The sequence below is a fragment of the Pseudoalteromonas sp. 1CM17D genome (assembly GCF_023161805.1).
In the GTDB taxonomy this organism is placed as follows: Bacteria; Pseudomonadota; Gammaproteobacteria; order Enterobacterales; family Alteromonadaceae; genus Pseudoalteromonas; species Pseudoalteromonas atlantica.
The window spans coordinates 627,333-647,728 of the sequence record NZ_JALNTP010000002.1 but is presented as its reverse complement, the minus strand read 5'-3'; the positions used below and the strand labels follow the sequence as shown (position 1 = coordinate 647,728).

The following is a 20,396-nucleotide window of genomic DNA, read 5'->3' as shown; positions in this document are numbered from 1 at the left end:
ATTGGTAGACGCGCTGGATTTAGGTTCCAGTATCTTAGGATGTGAGAGTTCAAGTCTCTCCTTCCGCACCATGTTCTTATCTAGAACTAAAACTATTCCAAATTTAGCGTTGGGATATCGCCAAGCGGTAAGGCACCAGGTTTTGATCCTGGCATTCCCAGGTTCAAATCCTGGTATCCCAGCCAATTTCTATATTATCCTGTACTCTTCCTCATTAGCATATTTGTGTATAAACTCATTAATGTTTACTGGCTTGCTAAAATAATACCCTTGCAAATAATCACAATCCATTAGCGTTAATGTTTGTTTAAGATCGTTATCTTCTATTCCCTCTGCCACCACTTTACAATTAAGTCGCGTCGCTAAAAACAATGTCGACTCAACAATCGCGTAATCTGCTATTTGAGTCAGCATGTCTTTTATAAATGACTGATCTATTTTTATTTGGCTTATTGGTAATTCTCGCAGTAATACCAAAGAAGAAAAGCCAGTACCAAAATCATCTACACTAAATTCAAACCCTCTGCTATTTAGTTTTTGCATCATCGTGCGGGCGGCTTCTAGGTTTGTCATCATGGCGCATTCGGTTATTTCAAAAATAATTGCGTCGCTTAACGTTGGGTCATGCTTTACTAGTTCTTCAACAAACTCATAAAACTCCGGGCTTTCTAAATCTTTAGTAGAAAGGTTTACATGCAACGAACCTATAAACCCAGCTGCTTTTAACTCCTTTAAATGCTTTATTGTTTCTAGTAGTACCCATTTAGAAATATTTAATATCAACCCACTTTGCTCAGCAATGCCAATAAACACCTCTGGGCTAATAAATGAGCCATCACTTTGCGGCCAGCGTATTAACGCCTCTGCTCCATGTACTTCATCGGCTCTGGCATCAAAAATAGGCTGTAAATAAAGCTCAAATTCGTGGTTTTTAATGGCGTGCTTAATACGTGAGGTCATATTTGAAAGCTCATTTGCTCGGGTGCTCAGCGCCTCAAAGTAATGTACATACAGTTGCTGTGTGTCTTTAGCCTCATGCAGTGCTAAGTCTGCTTGCTTTAATAGCTCGTTAGCGTGCGACGAGTGATTCGCAAAGGTTGTTATTCCCACAGTCACGTGTACACGTAAGCTATGCTCGTAAATATGAAATGGGTGTTTAGTTGATTTTTTTATTGCTTCAATACATAAATTAATTGCCTCATTGGCTGAGTTATCAACAATAAGTGCAAATTCATCGCCGCCTAAACGGTACAGCTTGGCTATTCCCACAATATTTTGGCTGAGAGTTTTTGAAAAAATGCTTAACAGCATATCCCCTACTTTATTGCCGTATGAGTCATTAATCGATTTAAAGCGGTTTAAATCTATAAGCATTAAATAAAACGAAGGCTCGTACTTAACTTGTTTATTAAGCACCTGAAAAAACTTTTTTCGATTAGGGAGGCCGGTTAAGCTGTCGTTTTCGGCAAGGGTTCGTTGACGTTTTGCAAAGCGGTCTATTTTTAAAATACTTTTATAACTAAGCTGAATAACTAAATAAACAAAAGCGCCCCCGCCAAATAAAATTAGCGATACGCTCATAGCAATAAATCCGGCAATATCGTTATTTACAAAATAATAAAGTACATACCAATAACCCACTATAAAGCTAAAAATAAGCGCCAGTAGCAAAATCCACGAAACACGGTTAGTTTTTTTACAAATTTTTATTGTTGGCACAATGCTCAGCGTTAATAGCAAAGCGCCGACAATGAGTATAAAAATAAAAAAATTATCCACAAACACACAACTTTTAATTGGTTAGTAGTTTGAGTATGGCAAAAAAACGCAATAACGGAATAAATTAATAGTGACAACTATGCAGTTGCCCAAGTGGCATAAGAAAAGGAGTGACTGGCTGTGCATTTATTAATTTAGCCAATCACTTAAGCGGATTTAATTAAGCTCCCCACTAATGGCGTATTTTAATACCCAGTTTTTTAAAGGACCGGTATTGTTAGCCATTTTTAAAAACTGGCTGCGTGCCCATTTTAGTGGCGTAATTTGATTAGAAAAACCAAAGTAACACGCATCCATCATGCTCATCATTAATAGGTTGGCTTTACGGCGGCTTCGCTCGTATTCTTTTAGTTTTAGCGGACAACCAATATCATCAGCGTCTTCAAGTGCCTGTGCGAGTGCTACCACATCTTGAAAGCCTAAATTAACGCCCTGCCCAGCCAGTGGGTTAATTGTATGAGCCGCATCGCCCACTAACACCAAACGCCCATTAGAGTAATTATTTGCATGCTGACGGGTAAGCGGAAATACCGCATGGTTTTGCACCTCAAAATCCCCTGCAAGAAGCGGAAACTTATTTAAAACATGCGCTTTAATTTGCTCAGCCGTTAACCCTTTAAAGTTTTGTAAGGTATTAGCGCTGTCGTACCAAATTAAATTAGCGTATGGCGCCTGCATAGGTAAAAATGCTAACGGGCCTGTAGGGGTAAATCGTTGCCACGTTTTTACTTGCTGCGGCGCATCTAGCTTTATTAGTACGCCCATGCAGTGCTGCTGATACTGCCATCCTGTTACACCAATATTTGCCCTGGCACGTAGCTGCGATTGCCCGCCATCGGCCGCAATAACTAAGTCAGCAGTGTAACGGGTATCGCCATAAATGAGGGTGATTGACGTTGTGTCTTGCTCAATAGCACTTAAAGGTGCTGATTGTTCAATAACCTCAATATTATAATGTGCAAACTGCTGCCAAAGGCTTGCTTGTATTAAATTGTTTTCGATTAAATGACCTAAGTGCGAAGTATTAATATCGGCGCAATCAAATAATAGGTTGTCGCCACCGCGCTCAAATGCTTCTAACTGCGTGTAAGGTGCTAATCGATTTTGCCTTAAAATAGGCATAGCCCCTAGCTCGTCCAGCAGGTTTTCTGAAAAACGGTTAATAGCCGATACCCGTATATCTACCTGATCACTTGCTAAAATGGCGTCGGCGTTAATCAGTTTTTTTTCTATTATTTGTACTGATTTTCCTTGCTGTGCAAGCTTTATGGCCATGGCCGCACCGACCATCCCAGCGCCTACAACAATCACTTTGTTTTGAGTCATGTTTTTCATCATTTGGTTAATACGTGAAACTGTTTTGATTGTACCGTAACTCGCCGCATTAGTGCGAGAGTATATAACTATCACGCTATTAAACTGCCTGTGTATTGATTTGAGATCACAAACATGAAAACTATACTTGGATCTGGGCGGGTATCCAGCTAAAATACGCGTCCTTTAAGTGAGCAACCTTGCTCCTTAATCCCGTTTTAAGCACATTTTTGTGCCACTACCGAATTGAACACGAGGCTATATTTCAATGAGCAAAAAGCTGCATATCAAAACTTGGGGTTGTCAGATGAACGAGTACGACTCTCAGAAGATGGCTGATCTTTTAGATGCAACCAACGGCTACCAGCTAACGGAAGAAGCAGCAGACGCCGACGTTATTTTACTTAACACCTGTTCAATTCGTGAAAAAGCGCAAGAAAAAGTATTTCACCAATTAGGTCGCTGGAAGTTATTAAAAGACGACAAGCCAGATTTAATTATTGGTGTAGGTGGTTGTGTTGCCTCACAAGAAGGTGACTCTATTCGCCAGCGTGCACCGTTTGTTGATGTTATTTTTGGCCCACAAACATTGCACCGTTTACCTGAAATGATTAAACAAGTGCAAGGCGACAAAGGCTCATCGGTGGTTGATATTTCGTTCCCAGAAATTGAAAAGTTTGACCGTTTACCAGAGCCAAAAGCAGAAGGCCCGTCTGCATTTGTATCAATAATGGAAGGTTGTTCTAAGTACTGTACTTTTTGTGTTGTACCTTACACCCGTGGTGAAGAAGTTAGCCGTCCATTAGATGACGTATTATTAGAAGTTGCGCAACTTGCTGAGCAAGGCGTACGTGAAGTAAACCTGCTTGGTCAAAACGTGAACGCATACCGCGGTGAAACACACGATGGCGAAATTTGTTACTTCTCAGATTTAATCCGTTATGTAGCAGCGATTGATGGCATTGACCGTATTCGTTACACCACCTCGCACCCGGTAGAATTTACGCCAGATATTATTGATGCGTACGCTGATGTACCAGAACTTGTTGATCACTTACACCTACCTGTGCAAAGTGGTTCAGACCGTATTCTTAATTTAATGAAACGCGGCCATACAGCGCTTGAGTACAAATCAACAATACGTAAGCTGCGTAAAATTCGCCCTAACTTAAGCATGTCGTCAGACTTCATTATTGGTTTCCCAGGTGAAAGCAAAACAGACTTTGAAGCCACAATGAACCTAATTAACGACATTGGCTTTGATATGAGCTTTAGCTTTATTTACAGTGCGCGTCCAGGTACGCCTGCCGCCGACTTACCTGATGACGTATCAGAGCAAGAGAAAAAAGAGCGCTTATACCTACTACAAAACCGTATTACACAAATGGCACAACAAATTAGCCGCCAAATGTTTGATACAGAGCAACGTATTTTAGTTGAGGGGCCTTCTAAAAAGAACCCAATGGAATTACGTGGCCGCACCGAAAACAACCGTGTAGTTAACTTTGTTGGCCCACACACAGTGATCGGCCAGTTTGTTGATGTACGTATTACCGAAGCGTTACCAAACTCTTTACGTGGCGATTTAATTCGTACAGAATCAGAAATGAACTTACGTCGTGATATTGCTCCTTCAGCTATTTTAACAAAAGCTGCAAGCGTTGAGCCAAAAATCGATACAACCAACGAAATTGGCGTAGCTACTTTCGTACCGTAGTTCTATAAATTCATTGCGCCAGTAACCCTTACTGGCGCACCCGAATAGGAAGTAATTTTGAGTAATCAGTTAAAAACATTAGAGATTTATTTAGAACCTGCCGACAACAAACGCCTTTCTTCTTTATGTGGCCCGTTTGACGAAAACATCAAACAAATTGAACGCCGCCTAGGTGTTGAAATAATCCACCGCGACAACTTTTTTAAAGTAACAGGTAAACTGCACTCAAGCGCCGCGGCCGTAGAAATTTTAAAAAACCTTTATGTTGATACTCAACCTGTTCGTGGCGAAATTGGTGAAATAGAGCCCGACAACGTACATTTAGCCATTACCGAATCAAAAGCCCTAGAACAAGAAGTGCCGCAAAGTGCGTACGGCAAAGAAATGTTTATTAAAACCCGCCGTGGCGTAATTAAACCGCGTAACGACAACCAAGGTTTGTATGTTGCTAATATTTTGCATCACGACATTACCTTTGGGATTGGCCCTGCCGGTACAGGTAAAACATACCTAGCAGTTGCAGCCGCAGTAGATGCTCTAGAGCGCCAAGAAATACGTCGTATATTACTTACCCGCCCAGCGGTAGAAGCCGGCGAAAAACTGGGTTTTTTACCAGGCGATTTAAGCCAAAAGGTAGACCCATACCTGCGCCCTCTTTACGATGCGCTATTTGAAATGCTTGGCTTTGAAAAAGTAGAAAAACTTATTGAAAAACACATTATTGAAATTGCCCCACTTGCTTACATGCGTGGCCGTACACTAAATGATGCGTTTATTATTTTAGATGAAAGCCAAAATACCACCGCCGAGCAAATGAAAATGTTTTTAACCCGTATAGGCTTTAACTCTAAAGCAGTAATAACGGGCGATATAACACAAGTTGATTTACCACGCGGTGCGCGCTCAGGCCTTCGTCATGCAATAGAAGTACTTAGCGATGTTGAAGAAATTAGCTTTAACTTTTTCCAATCGCACGACATTGTTCGCCACCCTGTTGTTGGCCGTATTGTCGAAGCCTACGAGCGCAATGACGAAAGCGAGCGACTAAAGCGTATAGAAAAACAAAAAGCCAAAGAGCAACTTGCCGCTCAACAGCCGCCTTCTACTAAAGAGTAATACCGTGAGCACCGAATTAGATTTACAAATAGCGTGTGAGTTTGACAACCTCCCAAGCGAAGAACAATTTGCACTGTGGGCCGATAAAGCCCTCAGCAAGTTTCGTGATGAGTCGGAGCTGAGCATCGTTATAAGCGATGAAGCCCAATCACAACAATTAAACAACGACTACCGTGGTAAAAATAAACCAACCAACGTGTTGTCGTTCGAATTTGAAGCACCGCCAGGCATTGATTTGCCATTAGTAGGTGATTTAATAATTTGCCCAGCCATTGTATTGGCCGAGGCAATCGAGCAAGAAAAGTCATTTCATGACCACTTTGCCCATATGGTTATTCATGGATGCTTGCATTTACTTGGATTTGACCATATAAAGAGTGAAGACGCTTTTGAGATGGAAAGCATAGAAAAGCAATTACTTGCAGAGCTAAACATAGCTGACCCATACCGGGACGAAATTTAATTTAACGGAGCATTTAGACGCAATGAGCGACGATAACTCGCAATCTAGCCAGGGTTCTTCTGGCAAAACGTGGATGGGCCGCATAGCCCAAATGTTGCAAGGGGAACCCCAGAATAGAGAAGAGCTGGTTGAAGTAATTGCCGACGCGCAAGAGCGTGACGTAATCGACCCAGAAACCAAAGAAATGATTGAAGGTGTGCTTGGTGTATCCAAGCTTAAAGTGCGCGATATAATGATCCCGCGCTCACAAATGGTCACACTTGAGGTCGACAGCCCCCTTGAAGATTTGATCCCCATGATGGTCGACTCCACCCACTCGCGTTTTCCGGTGGTGTGTGAAGACAAAGACCACGTTGAAGGTATTTTGCTCGCAAAAGACTTGCTGCCGCTTATTTTAAATAAAGATGAGCACCTACCCTCACTGCGCGAATATTTACGCCCAGCCATGGTAGTGCCAGAAAGCAAGCGCGTAGACACCCTACTAAATGAATTTCGTCAGCAACGCTACCACATGGCTATTGTCATTGACGAATACGGCGGTGTATCAGGCCTTGTCACCATTGAAGATATTCTTGAAATAATTGTCGGCGAAATCGAAGATGAACACGACGAAGAAGAAGATCAACAAGATATTCGCCAACTTGCTAAGCATGTATACGTAGTACAAGCGCTCACCCCTGTAGATGACTTTAACGAGTACTTTAAAACAGGTTACAGCACCGATGAAGCCGATACCATTGGCGGCACGGTACTACACGCATTTGGCCATATGCCAAGTCGCGGCGAAACAATTGAAATAGACGACTATCAGTTTAAAGTAACTAATTCTGATAACCGTCGTATTTTACAACTGCAAGTCACCGTTCCTAAGGTTGATGAAAACGACAGTGAAGAAACTACTAACTAAACTCACCCTGTTAGTAAAAGATAAAAAAGCATGGCTCGCACTGGTTGCGGGCCTTATTTTAACTTTTGGCTACGCCCCTTACCAAATTTGGCCCATCGCATTTTTTAGCATTGCCGCCATTATTTTTTGTATTAACCCAAACAACACAGGTAAAGCGCACGCAAAAAGCGCTGCTAAATATGGCTTTATATTTGGCTTAGGCTGGTTTGGCGCGGGTATTAGCTGGGTGCATGTATCTATTGCCACCTTTGGCGGCATGCCGCTTATAGCATCGCTCTCGTTAATGGCTTTACTGTGCTCATATTTAGCCCTATTTCCGGCGATGGCGTTTTGGGCTGCAACTCGCTTTGCAAGTGGCCCTAAAAGCATGGGCGCACTTCTAATTGCCAGCATAGCCATTAGTGAATACTTACGTGGACACTTACTGACTGGCTTTCCGTGGCTAAGTTTTGGCTATACACAAACAGATGGCCCGCTTAGGCTGCTTGCCCCTTATATTGGCGAATTTGGCTTAACGCTTACCTGTGTTGGCATTGGTTTTGCCCTTTACAGGCTCACCCAAAAAGATTTTAAAACCCCATTAATAAGCGCAGCCGCTTTAGCGTTACTTGTTATTGGCGCATTAAATTCAGGTAATAATCGCTACTCTGGCAAAGAAATGTCGACCTTATTGGTGCAAGGTAATATTAAACAACACCTGCGCTTTGAACCCAGTGAGTTTTGGACCACCATGAGCAAGTACCAAGACCTAACACGCCCACATTGGGATGCCGACCTAGTGGTATGGCCCGAAGCCGCCGTGCCCGAAATAGAAGCCCTTGCCGACACGTACTTAGCCAATTTAGACAGCGCGGCCTCGTTTAATAAAACCGCATTAGTTACCGGTATTGTTGACTACCAGCTCGACACCAAAACCATTTACAACACCCTTATTGTGGTAGGTAATAAAGAGCACAACGACGAGCACGGCCATTATCGCTACCTAGACAAAAACCGCTACCGTAAGCACCAGTTGTTACCTATCGGCGAATTTGTACCATTTCAGGATATATTGCGCCCTATAGCGCCATTGTTTGATTTACCTATGTCATCGTTTACCCGTGGCGATAGAGTGCAAAACAACCTACGCGCCAATGGCTTTAACCTGCTACCTGCCATTTGCTACGAAATAGTATTTGCCGATTTAGTCCGCGGTAATTACCAAAGCGACTCTGACTTACTGTTTACCGTAAGTAACGATGCCTGGTTTGGCGATTCCATTGGGCCATTGCAACACATGCAAATAGCTCGTATGCGCGCTTTAGAGTTACAGCGCCCACTGGTACGCGTTACTAACAACGGCGTAAGCGCCGTATACGACCCAATAAGCCACACACAGCAAACCATGCCACAGTTTGAAGCTGCGACCATGAAAGCCGATATAAAGCTTATACAAGGCGACAGCGTGTACAGCCAATACGGAAACATCTTTGTGTGGGGGGTTGTGTTGCTGCTGGGAGTTGGTGGATTTGGGGTTAGGTTTAGAAAGTGAATGGAAGTTGATAGCTGTGTAAAAACAGCTATTAAAAAGAAAGGTGTTTTTTGTTGGGTTTCGCTTCGCTCCACCCAACCTACAATAATTACTTTTTGATCCAACCTATGCTTAAAATATAGCGAGTACCTTGCTCTATTTTTAATACTTGATGCCGCTCAATATCGGGCCTGAAAAGTTTAATTCGACTGTAATTTATAATCGGGTTTTCACACATAAACTCACCACCCCTAGCGGCATGCTTCAATACAACATTAAGCCTAAAGTGCCTGCCAGTTTTAACTTCATCGGTATGCGGCTTTATTTCACTGCCCTGCGGGAATTTAATTAAGTATGCATCCAATTTAAAAGGGAAAAGCATGTAGCACAATAACATTTTATCGTAACCCGACTTTTGTCGCCCACGTTGCCAACTAAATAATCTATTTGCCATAAACTACACTTTCACTTGTTCTGAAAATCCCTTAGAAAGAATATCAAAACCACTTAAATTTCAGTTTGGCAGAGTGTACTCTGCTCGCCTGTGGTCTTAGTAGATTGCAATGAATATCAATATAGCTACTCTTATTTGGTTCTATAAATATGTCATTGCTTTTACCTAAACAATTACCAACAAATTTGCCATTCTTATCAAATGTAGAAGCAATTACTCCAGCTGCGTATATGCTTTCGTTGGTTATATTTTTTAGCTCTGCAGTTATTCTAACCCGCCCATTTTCTTTAAAAATATCAGAAAGGGTAAGTTTGTAATCATTACTTAAATCAGACGTGCTATCTAATGTTTTATTAGAAACCTGCTCTTTAAATCCACTCTCCACCTCAGCAGCTATTGTGAGCGCGTATACACTGATGCCACCTAGAGTTGCTATTACAAACCCTGCTCCCCAAAAAAAACCCTTTATAATCTCATTAAAATTATTACTCATTTAATTCCCTTTTAATTTTTCCACTGAATTTAGTAAATAATATACCCAAAGCAACTCTTTTTTCTTACCAAGTTTATGAGTTAAGGTTTACCTTTTTAATAAGCCTTTTAACCCATAATACCAACTAAGCGCAGCGACTGTGCCATGAGTTTCATCTTTAAAGTAACGTTGATTAATAATTAGATTATTGCTTGGGTGCGCTTTTAACTTTTTAGCAAACGCTACACCCCATTGGTAATTTGTTTTACCAATTTCGCCAAACGCTTCGTCATTATTTGCAAAGGTAAAATATACATTGCCATTAAGCGGCTTATTTATAAGTTGTTTCTCATCAAAATAATGGTTTAGGTAGTTATTATCCCACAGGTAGGTTGCATCAATTATTAAGTAATCTGTAAATAGCGCATGGTTGCTAAGTAATACATAACTGGCAAACAAGCCACCGAAGGACTCACCTATTAATACGCGTTTAGTTGATGTTCGGTAATTTTTATTAATGAGAGGAATAAGTTCTTTTTCAAAAAAGGCACTGTAATTTGCGGCGTTGCCAATATTTTCAAACTTTTCAAGAAGCTCACCGTTAAATGTCCAATCAACATTGGTTGGGGTAAAGTCACGCTCTCTTATCGCATTTTGACTATTAGGAATGGCTACTATAATTGCTTGTTGTATTTGCTGCTCAAGCCGCTGAGTACTAAGTGCCTCGACTAGCCCAGCGACAGCTTTTAGATGTGTTTGGTCACCATCGAGCAAATAAATAACTGGGTATGACTGATTGGGGTTTTCATTGTAGCTTGGCGGTAAATAAACGCTAAAACTGCGTTGTTCATTTAAAATAACAGACTTAAGCTGATAGGTTTTGGCTAAAGTAATAGGCTCTGAGGCATTTACATTTATTGTAAAAAATAAATATAAAAATATTATTGATAAGACTTTCATACATATCCTTGTATTAAATTAATAGCTAACCAAGAAGAAACGCCCGCCCTTCTTTCAACAATCAAAACACCGCTTTTATTGATAAGCTATTCCTTAGCTCTCGAGGCTAACTTTTTATATATTGCATCTTTATCGCGTTTACCAATTGCGAGTACATACACCACAACTTCGTCATCAATAACTTCGTAAGCAAGGCGATACCCTGCCGTACGCAATTTTATTTTATAAACATTATCAAAGCCGCGTAATTTAGAGGCTGGGACATGCGGATTATCTAAGCGCTCAGCAAGTTTCTTTTTAAACTGGCTTTTAAGTGGTGGCGCAAGTTTTTCCCACTCTTTTAAGGCTGCTGGTAAAAACTTTAACTTATAAGTCATCTATACTAACTTCAACCGCTTGAGATAAATCGCCTCTGCGGCTCTCAACAACTTTAGTTAGTTCATAATCATCCAATTGTTCCATAAGTTGCTCATACATTTGTGCAGGCACCAAGTAAGCTGCAGGCTTATTATGATTTAATATGGCTATTGCAGCGCCATCAGCTTCATTTAAAAGCGCGGTTGGGTTTTTTTTAAGTTCTGAAATACTTGCCGAACAATCAGCTAAAACCTGTCTCATATAACACCTATAAAGAACTAAATTAAGACCTTATTTTAGCCCTTTTTTTATCTAAAGCTATATATTTTATAATTGCTTATTTTCTAAGTAGTTTTTAAAGTCTCTTCTACCGTTTGTGCATTTACAACCTGGTTCACACTGCCCTGAATAACTACAGTCGCTGATATTTTATCTTGAATAGCTTGCCTGTTTGGGTCCCAGTACACTTGTAAGAAGCCTAATAAACCTGTTGCAAAACCGGCGCCGTATCCACCGTATCTGCCAAAACAATCAAGCATACCTAGTGGCTCGCCATTTAGTGAAACCACCCGAATATTACATACTTTTTTACCTGGGGTTTGTCCGCGCCATAATAATGAGAACAACGTAAAGTATACGGCCGCCCAACCAAAACCAAGGCCTAGGTCTTGAATAATGCCTTTACCCCACTGCAAAATGCTGGTGACAGGTTTGGTTTGCTCGCTTTTAGTTTCAGCTTTTTCAGTGATATTGCTTTTATGAGTTACTTCGCCCGAAATGCTTTCTCGCTCTGTCTCATTATTTTTAAAATCATCTGCCGCAACGGGCTCATCATCAGCTATAGCCATTAAGTGCAATAATGAGCGCGTAACTTCAATCCCTCCTACGTTTTGCATTTCAGCAAGCGCTGGTAATTGGCCAACTAAATTAGCTCGAGCAACGCTTTGGCAAGCATCATCACAGTTTTTATCGTCTTCTGTTTGCGTTAAATAGGTGCGTATTATTGCTTTATCATGCTCGCTTAGCTCATCGTTTTGCTGTGTTTTTTCTAGTTGAGGTGTTTGAATAACGGTATCGCCTTCAAAAAAATCAATTGCTAACGAGAGTACGGTTAATGAACTTACAAATAAAAAACTCGCGGCAAAAAGCTTTAAGGCTCTGCGCCAAAACGACGACATTTTTGGAAGATATTGCTGCGCAGTGCCTTTATAAAAAGCCATGGCAGCCACAAAGGCAATTAAAGTGGCGCTTAACTTAGCGGCCATAAATATTAAAGTAACATCAATAGTCATCGCCATTGCACGTTTAATTGGGCTAGCTAATGGAATACCTAATAACGCTTGGTCAATTTTAAAGGCATACGGGGTGATCACGTCTTTGGTTTCAGAGTCTGATAACGCGAGTTGCTCTATCTCTTTGGTTTCAGAGTCTGATAACGCGAGTTGCTCTATCTCTTTGGTTTTCATTTTTATTTTTATGTTTTTAAAATGGGTAAGCTATTTAATTTACGCGCTTTTTATTTTTATATCAATCCGCTTAATTAAGTGATCTATTTTGCGAATTGGTATTAGCTCAAGTTAAAGCTATTGATTTACCAGTATAAAAAAAGGGCTGCATACATGCAGCCCTTAAAATACTTTATTTATAAATAATTAAGCGGTTGGGTAATCGGTATAGCCTTGCTCTGCGCCACCAAATAAGGTGTCGGGGTTGTGGCTATTTAGCGGTTTACCTTGCTCTAAACGTGCTGGTAAATCTGGGTTAGACACAAACGGGCGACCAAAGCCAATCATGTCGGCCCAGCCTTGTGCTAGGGCTTCATCGGCACGTTCTTTAGTATACTTACCTGCATAAATTAATACGCCGCTGTACGCTTTACGAATAGCCTGTTTAAATTCAACACTCATTAAAGGGGCATCATCCCAGTCGGCTTCAGCAATGTGCATGTAGCCCACGCCAGCGTCGTTTAGTGCTTGAGCAACGGCTAAATATGTTTGCTCTGGGTTATCATCAACCGTGCCGTTAAGCGTGGTAAGTGGCGCAAGTCTTACACCTACTTTTTGACTACCAATTTCATCGCTTACTGCATTTACGACCTCTGTTAAAAAACGCAAACGATTTTGCACACTGCCGCCATATTCATCAGTACGGGCATTTGATTGCGAGTCTAAAAATTGGTTAATTAAATACCCGTTGGCGGCGTGTAGCTCTATGCCATCAAAGCCTGCGTCTACTGCATTTTTAGCCGCTTGGCGAAATTCGGCTAGTACATTTTCAATATCTTGCTTGCTCATTTCGCGCGGTAACTGAGTCTCAACAAAGCCAGGCTCGCCGTTTGTATCTACAAATACTTTTACGTCTTTTGCAGCAATGGCCGATGCTGATATAGGCTGCACACCGCCTGTGTTATCGCTGTGAGTTACGCGCCCTACATGCCAAAGCTGCGCAAACATAACGCCACCAGCATCGTGCACTTTGTTGGTCACCGTGCGCCAACCTGCTACTTGCTCGTTTGTGTAAATACCTGGTGTCCAGGCATAGCCTTTACCCAGCTCACTTATTTGTGTGCCTTCGCTTACTATTAACCCAGCACTTGCTCGCTGCGCATAATAAGTGGCCATTAAATCATTGGCAATGTCGCCAGGCTGCGTTGAGCGCGAGCGAGTCATTGGTGGCATAACAATACGGTTTTTTAAAGTTTTACCTGCAAGTTCTATGGGTGAGAAAAGTAACGTCATAATGCCTCCTAAGTTTGATGGCGCTCATAATAGCGCAGCTATATAAATTCAAAAATAGCAAAAAACACAAAATAGCTTTGTTATATTTGCAAAAGTGTCTACTTATTCTTCTGCTAAGCATTACATACAAACCATTTAAAAAGTCATGCTAGTGCTAGAAAATTTAATTGATACAATATAACATACCAGTAAATACCTATTAGTAAGTAAAATTAAATGATCAATAAACTGCCCGTCACAGTGTTATCAGGCTTTTTAGGCGCTGGTAAAACAACCGTACTTAGCCATATTCTTAATAACCGACAAGGAAAAAAAGTGGCTGTTATTGTCAACGATATGAGCGACATAAACATAGATGCAGCCACAATTAAAAACGATGTATCACTCAATCACAGCAACGAAAAACTCGTCGAAATGAGCAACGGCTGTATTTGCTGCACCCTACGAGAAGATTTACTTGTTGAAGTGGGTAAACTTGCCAAAGATGGCCGTTTTGATTATCTCGTCATTGAATCAACAGGCATTTCAGAACCTCTACCGGTTGCCGAAACATTTACCTTTGCCGACCAAAACGGTGTTTCTCTTGGTGATGTTGCCACCCTCGATACCATGGTAACCGTGGTTGATGCGGTTAACTTTTTAACCGACTACGAACAAGCAAACGATTTACAAGATACTGGCGAATCGTTAGGAGAAGACGACGAGCGAAGCGTGGCCGACCTACTTGTTGATCAAGTTGAATTTGCCGATGTAATTTTAATTAGTAAAACCGACTTAGTCAGCAAAGCGCAATTAAATAAGCTCATTGCAGTTTTAAATACCCTCAACACCCAAGCTAAAATGATTCCTATATCAAACGGCAATATTAATATTAACGAAGTGCTCAACACGGGCTTATTTAATTTTGCACGCGCCCAACAAGCGCCGGGTTGGCTTAAAGAAATGCGTGGTGAACACATTCCCGAGACCGAAGAGTATGGTATTAGCAGCTTTAATTATACGGCGCGCCGCCCATTTAACCCTGAGAAGTTTTATCACTTTTTTCACAACACCGAGCAATTTGGCAAGCTCATTCGCTCTAAAGGGTATTTTTGGCTCGCAACACGCCCTTTGTTTTGCGCGCAGTGGAGCCAAGCCGGCGGTGTAGCTCATTACGGGTTTGCTGGCATGTTTTATAAAGCAATTCCTAAAAAAGACTGGCCCACAGAGCCCGAGCTACTTGCTGATATAAATAGTAAATGGGTAGAGCCCTTTGGTGATATGCGCCAAGAACTTGTATTTATTGGTCAGTCATTAAATAAACAGGCCATGATTGAGGCGCTTGATGACTGCCTACTGCCAGAAGAAGCCGTGCTTAAAGGTAAGGATTTTTGGAAAACCTATAACGACCCGTTTCCTATTTGGGAGGAAGTGTAATGAATGCCCTAGCTCCAATAACGGCGCAAATAAAACCCACTGAGCAACTCCACCGAAGAGCAGCTAAAGAACGTAACGCCAATGTATTGCCACACATTTATGACCAAAACACCAACATCGTTATTTGGCAAAGAGACCTTGAACAAGTATTAACAAATGCCGTTAATACACTCATTAGCACTAATGCCATAAAACCACTTGAGCTTGCGGTATCACCCGATGATGCGTTTGATAAGTTAGTTACTGCACTTAAACCAGATGATAATAACCGCGATGAAACTGATGCGCTGTGTAAAGACATAGCATTATTAGTTGAAATGTTTTGCTGCCTATTTGATTTAAAACGCGCCGGTTTAAGGCTAAAAATATTAGATAAACCTATGTGCCCGCGTTTTCATGTAGACAAAATTCCGTGCCGATTAGTGACAACTTACCAAGGCGTTGCAACGCAGTGGTTAAATCACAGCGATGTAGACCGCTCAAAACTTGGAACTGGTAATTTAGGTAAGCCTGATGAAGAGTCTGGCTTATTTAAAAGCCTAAATAATATTAATCAACTAAATCAAGGGGATGTTGCCCTGCTTAAAGGTGAGTACTGGGATGAAAACGAAGGCGCAGGGCTTGTACATCGCTCGCCACCGGAGGCTGCAAACGAGCAACGCTTGTTGCTCACCCTCGATTTTATTTAAAGTTTGTTATGGTGATAAACGCTGCACTAATGCGTGTTTATCACCCTCGCGATTACTTCATACAACCCTTGTGTATTTACCGGTTTAGATACAAAGTCATCCATGCCTACACTTAAACAGCGCTGCTTGTCATCTTCATAGGCGTTTGCGGTAATAGCAACAATGGGCACATGTGCCTTTGTATTTACCTCGTTAGCCCGTATTGTTTGGGTGCACTCGTAACCATCCATATTAGGCATTTGGCAATCCATTAAAATTAAATCAAAGCGGTTACCTTCAAGTACTTTTAGCGCTTCTATGCCGTCGGTTGCCATCACTAAGTTTACCTTTGTAGGCTCTAGCATTTTTGCAATTACTTGGCGATTAATGGGGTTATCTTCAACCAGCAAAAGTGTTTTATCGCTTAAATTAGGCAACGACTTCGCCTGTTTAACGGGCTCTGGTTTGTTGGACTGTGCTTTAGGTGCACTTACGTAAAATTTAAGTACGCTGCCTTTGCCTGGTTCGCTGTTGAGGGTAATTTCACCCTGCATTTTTTTAATTAACCCTTGGCTAATTGCTAAACCTAACCCTGTACCACCATACTTACGTGCCACACCTACATCAGCTTGTGTAAACTCACTAAATAACAACGACTGCTGATCTTTTTCAATACCAATGCCGCTATCGGCAACGCTTATTAAAAGTTGCTCGTTTTCGTAATCAAACGATAAGCGCACAAAACCACGCTCGGTAAACTTATACGCATTAGAGAGCAAGTTAATAATGACTTGGTTTAAACGTAGGTCGTCTACTTTTACGCAATCTGGCAGCCTGTCGCTTTGACTAACAATAAACTCGACGTGATCAGAACTTACAATGGGAGAAAACAACGACTTTATATTGGCAATAAACGGCGCAAGGTTAGTCGCCCGAGGGCTAATTTCCATGGCGTTGGCTTCTATTTTAGAAAAATCTAAAATATCGTTTAAAATTTTCAATAAGTTTTGTGCGCTTTTTTGCTGCGTATTTAATAGCTCCCGCTGCTCATCGGTTAATGAATTATCGCGCAATAAAACCTCTCCCATGCCTAAAATACCGTTCATAGGGGTGCGTAGCTCGTGGCTCATATTGGCTAAAAATTGCGACTTAGCAACATTGGCTAAATTAGCCCTATTTACCGCTTTTTTAAGCTCTGTGGTTTGCTCTGCTACTTTTCCCTCTAGCTGCTGATTAAATTCGCTCAGCTGGGTATTTAACCCTTGGTTTCTGATATTAGAGGCTTGTAGGTTTTCTATTGAACGCTGCAGCGCATTAGCTAGTAATTCAAATTGCTGTTGCAGTTGCAATACCTCATGCCAGCTTGAGTCTGTATTAAACTTATGTGTTTTGGTTTTACCAAAGCTTTGCATTAGCGTAGTTAAGCTAGTGATTGGCTGCACTAGTAAATTAGCAAGTTGGTGTATAAAAATAACCACCATAAGCATCAATAGCGCACTTAACAAAATAGTGGGTAGCCAAGCTTTTGCCACCGCCATACTTAAATGTTTACGATTATAAAAGGTAATAACTTGCCAGTGGTTTTGTGGGTCAATGTACCTAGAGCTGTGGTACACCTCGTTTTTGCTTGAACGAAATAGGTTTTTATCACCTAAATTACTAGTATTAAAGCCCTCACCGTTAAAATGGCTCAGTATTTTAAATTCATCAAGGGAGCTAAATACCACTTTTTGCTGTGCATCTAGCACCACTAAGTCGCCCGTGTACTCAAATAAGTTAGGTATAAACCGCTCTAAGCGGTCTAACTTTAACGAGCCCTCTACCACACCATAAAACGTATTGTTACGGTATATAGGTGCCGACAGCGCCACAATGGCCTCGTTACCTAGGCCGCGACCTTGAAACACGCCACTGGTATAGCCCAGAGGGAACTGCTGAGCTTGAGTAAAGTATGCTCGGTCTTTAACACTACGCTGCGCAAGGCTAAGCCCCTCTATTAAATCGCTGGGCGAGCTAAGCTCTACAAAGCCATCTGGGTTTGCATACAAGCTGGTTGTAAAGCCTGGAAATAACGACATTAATCGTTTGAGCTGCACATCGCTTGCAGTGCCCGCACTTATTGCGTCGCTACTCATAACAATGGCGTTTTTATGAAATGCTAAATAATCATTTAATTGCGTGCTAATAGATTCCGCTTTTTCTTTTAGTTGAGCGTTTACTTCATACTCTAAGCGCGCATGATGATCGTTTACTAAAATTACACTGGTTAGCAATACCACTAAAATAATAATGACACTAACCACATAGCTTAAAATTTTTGCCAGTGGCCGACCCTGATACGCACGGCTGGCGTAAGGTACAAATACACTAACTAAATCAACCACCGCCAAGCTTATTAGCGCGTTAATTAAGTACTTTGATATCGCTACTATTAGCGTTAACCAGGCTAAGCCAATAACAAATTGGCCTATAACCCATACAAAGGGTAAACCAATACATAGCCAAAATACGCTACCCAGAGGAAGAATAGGTTTAGAGCGGCGTAAGCAAAAAGCATAAAGCCAACAAAGCTCGAGTAAATACACAATACTCGGCCAACAATGGCCCCATCTATAAAGTAAAAAACCAGAAACAATGGCAAGGCTTAGGCACGCGTAACGCAGCCCAGTAAATACTAAGCTGCATAAAACAAACAATTGCCCAAACAAAAATTCGGAGCTGTCGAAAAAATACAATGGCGAGAGATTAACTAACCCGCCTAATAACCCTAATAAAACAGCGAGTGTCCACTTACTTCTTTGCGGCATTAATCAACCTTGGGGCACTTTGTTAACACTTTATATGTTAAAATTAATGTAATTTTTACATTATTACGTACAAGGCAAAGGTTGTCTAGCAGTAATAAAACAGGAACAGATAAACATTACCCCCTGTCAAAAAGCGTGTTATGTGTTTTTACACTTACTCTTTTTATGACTGCCACTTAAATTTAACTTAATATCCTTAAGCATAGGTTTAGCATTTGAGATTGCTAAATAGGCATTAGCTAACGCTTCTGGAGCTGCGCAATAATCTACATCGAGTATTACTGTTGAAACATTGAGTGACTGCAATTTATTGCCAAGCTCAGCAGATGTGAGCTTTGCTTTGGCGTTGCTAAATAAGTAATTTGATTTTTTTACATAAATAGTAAATGTTTCATCTGCTAGTGCAGTAAACGGCAATAATAAAAACAGTGTGAATGTAAAAATGAGGTAGAGCGGTAATAGTGGAAAATCGACACTCGTGATACTAAATATTCAACGGTGTTACTAAGGAATAATTTAAAAGGAATGTATTTTCACCCAAATGAGGAATTTGGGTGGCAGTCTTACCAGCCACATCTCGGCACACACGTCACAAACTGTGGCTGCTCCCTTCCGGGCCTGACCAGGTTCGCCTGCTAGTGTTGCGAGAGGACCAATAAGACTACCATTGAGGGCCTTGGTTGGCGCGGGAAGGATTATCTCTACTTTTGGTGTGTTATTCAAGGGATAATCAAAAAAGAAAGTGCGATTGCATACTTCATATACAATCGCGGTTAAAAACAGCCTTTAATGCCTATTAATTACGCTCTAACTCGGCTTTAATTTTACGCAGTGCTGCTTTTACTTTTTTCATATTTTCTGGGCCCATACGTAACAGCTGTTTTTGTGCAGCCGGTAATTGCTCCCATTCAGAAAACGCATACTGATAAGTAACCGAGTCTCGCAGTAGCGGCAACTCGCCTTCTGGCTCCGGTGTATCAAGTAATAACTCAATAGCATCTTCTAGGGTTTGATTAAATTCATCATCGCCGTAACCAATTTCACTGTACGCGTTGTTGATTAATGGCTTGTACTGCTCGTACATACGCACAGCTTGGGCGGCGCTCATGCTCGTAAATACTTTTACATACGGTGTATAGCGCTCGTAGCTGTTAGGGTCAATTGTTAAAATGTCCCCTTCGTTTACGCTAAATTCTTCTTCGGGTTTAACCACTGGCGTATGCTTTTTAGCAATTTTGCCTTTGGCTATATTGTCTATAAATACGACGCCACGGCGAATTACATCGTCGGTTACCATTAGGCTCATTACCGAGTCGCTTAGGTATTCATCCATTTTGGCAACCACTACGGTGTCGCTTTCATCAAGCGTTGGTAATGGCTCTACAACCGGCTCTGGCTCAGCTGGGCGCTGAGCAGGCACGCTTAGCTCAGCTGGCTTTTCAGGCTTAACTGATGGCGCATCTACCACAGGGTCGTTTTCTGGCTTTAACTCCATCACTGGCTGTTCTTTTGGTGTTTGCTCTACCTCTGTGCGAGTTTCTGGCTCGTCAGTGGGCGATAGCAGGACGAACGCAGCGGCACACACTAAAATAATTAAAATAATAACGGCGAATAAAAAATTGTTTTTAGGCGGACGTTTTTGAACATCTGACGCTTCTGGTTTATCTGACATACAAACTCCATAAATTTAAATGCATATTACTCAGAGTACGCTGAGT

The 20,396-nt window shown here is 41.4% G+C and carries 18 protein-coding genes, 1 tRNA gene and 1 other RNA gene; 8 read left to right on the top strand and 12 right to left on the bottom strand.

Annotated features, from left to right (window positions below; translation table 11 throughout):
* The first annotated feature begins 110 nt into the window (after window positions 1-110).
* A tRNA-Gln gene (locus tag MSC25_RS06535) sits at window positions 111-185 on the top strand.
* A 4-nt stretch (window positions 186-189) separates the two neighbouring features.
* On the opposite strand, the gene MSC25_RS06530 is transcribed toward MSC25_RS06535, so the two are convergent.
* Entirely contained in the window at window positions 190-1,779 is a 1,590-nt protein-coding gene (locus MSC25_RS06530) for a bifunctional diguanylate cyclase/phosphodiesterase (protein WP_248442914.1), read from the bottom strand.
* A gap of 156 nt (window positions 1,780-1,935) precedes the next feature.
* Window positions 1,936-3,117, bottom strand: a complete 1,182-nt coding sequence (locus MSC25_RS06525; protein ID WP_248442919.1) for an FAD-dependent monooxygenase — start codon at window positions 3,115-3,117, stop codon at window positions 1,936-1,938.
* 244 nt (window positions 3,118-3,361) lie between these two features.
* Between MSC25_RS06525 and miaB the strand changes: the two genes are divergently transcribed.
* From miaB to lnt, 5 genes are read left to right on the top strand one after another with little or no spacing between them, the layout of a single operon-like run.
* The gene (gene miaB, locus MSC25_RS06520) at window positions 3,362-4,810 is read left to right on the top strand and encodes a tRNA (N6-isopentenyl adenosine(37)-C2)-methylthiotransferase MiaB (RefSeq protein WP_029774570.1); all 1,449 of its coding nucleotides are present in this window, start codon (window positions 3,362-3,364) and stop codon (window positions 4,808-4,810) included.
* Window positions 4,811-4,867: 57 nt separating this feature from the next.
* Window positions 4,868-5,926, top strand: coding sequence for a PhoH family protein (locus tag MSC25_RS06515; protein WP_055253090.1), 1,059 nt, complete (start codon window positions 4,868-4,870; stop codon window positions 5,924-5,926).
* 4 nt (window positions 5,927-5,930) lie between these two features.
* Window positions 5,931-6,389 (top strand): rRNA maturation RNase YbeY, encoded by a 459-nt coding sequence (ybeY, locus tag MSC25_RS06510; protein WP_024033864.1) that lies wholly within the window; start codon window positions 5,931-5,933, stop codon window positions 6,387-6,389.
* A 22-nt stretch (window positions 6,390-6,411) separates the two neighbouring features.
* A complete protein-coding gene (corC, locus tag MSC25_RS06505; protein WP_004589463.1) occupies window positions 6,412-7,296 on the top strand; it encodes a CNNM family magnesium/cobalt transport protein CorC in 885 nt (294 codons plus the stop codon).
* Window positions 7,277-8,827: an apolipoprotein N-acyltransferase gene (lnt, locus tag MSC25_RS06500; RefSeq protein WP_248442913.1), complete on the top strand. Its 1,551-nt coding sequence runs from the start codon at window positions 7,277-7,279 to the stop codon at window positions 8,825-8,827. The genes corC and lnt overlap by 20 nt, the downstream gene beginning before the upstream one ends.
* A gap of 88 nt (window positions 8,828-8,915) precedes the next feature.
* On the opposite strand, the gene MSC25_RS06495 is transcribed toward lnt, so the two are convergent.
* From MSC25_RS06495 to MSC25_RS06465, 7 genes are all read right to left on the bottom strand, one after another.
* Window positions 8,916-9,260 carry a 2OG-Fe(II) oxygenase gene (locus MSC25_RS06495; RefSeq protein WP_096739336.1) on the bottom strand — a complete coding sequence of 115 codons (345 nt, stop codon included), beginning with the start codon at window positions 9,258-9,260 and terminating at the stop codon, window positions 8,916-8,918.
* A gap of 43 nt (window positions 9,261-9,303) precedes the next feature.
* Entirely contained in the window at window positions 9,304-9,753 is a 450-nt protein-coding gene (locus MSC25_RS06490) for an FxLYD domain-containing protein (protein WP_248442912.1), read from the bottom strand.
* Window positions 9,754-9,840: 87 nt separating this feature from the next.
* Window positions 9,841-10,692 (bottom strand): alpha/beta hydrolase-fold protein, encoded by an 852-nt coding sequence (locus MSC25_RS06485; RefSeq protein ID WP_248442911.1) that lies wholly within the window; start codon window positions 10,690-10,692, stop codon window positions 9,841-9,843.
* A gap of 86 nt (window positions 10,693-10,778) precedes the next feature.
* A complete protein-coding gene (locus MSC25_RS06480) occupies window positions 10,779-11,069 on the bottom strand; it encodes a type II toxin-antitoxin system RelE/ParE family toxin (protein WP_064386099.1) in 291 nt (96 codons plus the stop codon).
* The gene (locus MSC25_RS06475; protein ID WP_004586953.1) at window positions 11,059-11,310 is read right to left on the bottom strand and encodes a type II toxin-antitoxin system Phd/YefM family antitoxin; all 252 of its coding nucleotides are present in this window, start codon (window positions 11,308-11,310) and stop codon (window positions 11,059-11,061) included. The genes MSC25_RS06480 and MSC25_RS06475 overlap by 11 nt, the downstream gene beginning before the upstream one ends.
* Before the next feature lie 83 nt (window positions 11,311-11,393).
* On the bottom strand, window positions 11,394-12,515 hold the full coding sequence (locus tag MSC25_RS06470) for an RDD family protein (protein WP_248442910.1): 1,122 nt from the start codon (window positions 12,513-12,515) through the stop codon (window positions 11,394-11,396).
* 186 nt (window positions 12,516-12,701) lie between these two features.
* A complete protein-coding gene (locus MSC25_RS06465; protein ID WP_248442909.1) occupies window positions 12,702-13,787 on the bottom strand; it encodes an alkene reductase in 1,086 nt (361 codons plus the stop codon).
* Between the two features lie 216 nt (window positions 13,788-14,003).
* On the opposite strand from MSC25_RS06465, the gene zigA reads away from it, so the two are divergent.
* Together zigA and MSC25_RS06455 are read left to right on the top strand one after the other, a co-directional pair.
* Window positions 14,004-15,203, top strand: a complete 1,200-nt coding sequence (gene zigA, locus MSC25_RS06460) for a zinc metallochaperone GTPase ZigA (RefSeq protein WP_248442908.1) — start codon at window positions 14,004-14,006, stop codon at window positions 15,201-15,203.
* Window positions 15,203-15,892 carry a DUF1826 domain-containing protein gene (locus tag MSC25_RS06455; protein ID WP_248442907.1) on the top strand — a complete coding sequence of 230 codons (690 nt, stop codon included), beginning with the start codon at window positions 15,203-15,205 and terminating at the stop codon, window positions 15,890-15,892. Before zigA ends, MSC25_RS06455 begins: the two co-directional genes overlap by 1 nt.
* Window positions 15,893-15,918: 26 nt before the next feature.
* Here the strand turns inward: MSC25_RS06455 and MSC25_RS06450 are convergent, their stop codons facing one another.
* From MSC25_RS06450 to MSC25_RS06440, 3 genes are all read right to left on the bottom strand, one after another.
* Complete coding sequence (locus MSC25_RS06450) at window positions 15,919-18,678, bottom strand: response regulator (RefSeq protein WP_248442906.1); 2,760 nt, start codon at window positions 18,676-18,678, stop codon at window positions 15,919-15,921.
* Between the two features lie 561 nt (window positions 18,679-19,239).
* Window positions 19,240-19,336, bottom strand: an RNA gene (gene ffs, locus MSC25_RS06445) — signal recognition particle sRNA small type.
* Window positions 19,337-19,474: 138 nt separating this feature from the next.
* Complete coding sequence (locus MSC25_RS06440) at window positions 19,475-20,350, bottom strand: DUF3014 domain-containing protein (protein WP_004586946.1); 876 nt, start codon at window positions 20,348-20,350, stop codon at window positions 19,475-19,477.
* Between the last annotated feature and the right edge of the window lie 46 nt (window positions 20,351-20,396).

Excerpts from the sequence above, each read along its gene's own strand:
- MSC25_RS06450 (WP_248442906.1), bottom strand. The coding sequence starts at position 18,678 with ATGCCGCAAAGAAGTAAGTGGACACTCGCTGTTTTATTAGGGTTATTA.
- zigA (WP_248442908.1), top strand. The coding sequence starts at position 14,004 with ATGATCAATAAACTGCCCGTCACAGTGTTATCAGGCTTTTTAGGCGCT.
- MSC25_RS06525 (WP_248442919.1), bottom strand. The coding sequence starts at position 3,117 with ATGATGAAAAACATGACTCAAAACAAAGTGATTGTTGTAGGCGCTGGG.
- MSC25_RS06475 (WP_004586953.1), bottom strand. The coding sequence starts at position 11,310 with ATGAGACAGGTTTTAGCTGATTGTTCGGCAAGTATTTCAGAACTTAAA.
- MSC25_RS06480 (WP_064386099.1), bottom strand. The coding sequence starts at position 11,069 with ATGACTTATAAGTTAAAGTTTTTACCAGCAGCCTTAAAAGAGTGGGAA.
- MSC25_RS06485 (WP_248442911.1), bottom strand. The coding sequence starts at position 10,692 with ATGAAAGTCTTATCAATAATATTTTTATATTTATTTTTTACAATAAAT.
- MSC25_RS06490 (WP_248442912.1), bottom strand. The coding sequence starts at position 9,753 with ATGAGTAATAATTTTAATGAGATTATAAAGGGTTTTTTTTGGGGAGCA.
- MSC25_RS06465 (WP_248442909.1), bottom strand. The coding sequence starts at position 13,787 with ATGACGTTACTTTTCTCACCCATAGAACTTGCAGGTAAAACTTTAAAA.
- MSC25_RS06455 (WP_248442907.1), top strand. The coding sequence starts at position 15,203 with ATGAATGCCCTAGCTCCAATAACGGCGCAAATAAAACCCACTGAGCAA.
- MSC25_RS06470 (WP_248442910.1), bottom strand. The coding sequence starts at position 12,515 with ATGAAAACCAAAGAGATAGAGCAACTCGCGTTATCAGACTCTGAAACC.
- MSC25_RS06440 (WP_004586946.1), bottom strand. The coding sequence starts at position 20,350 with ATGTCAGATAAACCAGAAGCGTCAGATGTTCAAAAACGTCCGCCTAAA.
- corC (WP_004589463.1), top strand. The coding sequence starts at position 6,412 with ATGAGCGACGATAACTCGCAATCTAGCCAGGGTTCTTCTGGCAAAACG.
- miaB (WP_029774570.1), top strand. The coding sequence starts at position 3,362 with ATGAGCAAAAAGCTGCATATCAAAACTTGGGGTTGTCAGATGAACGAG.
- MSC25_RS06495 (WP_096739336.1), bottom strand. The coding sequence starts at position 9,260 with ATGGCAAATAGATTATTTAGTTGGCAACGTGGGCGACAAAAGTCGGGT.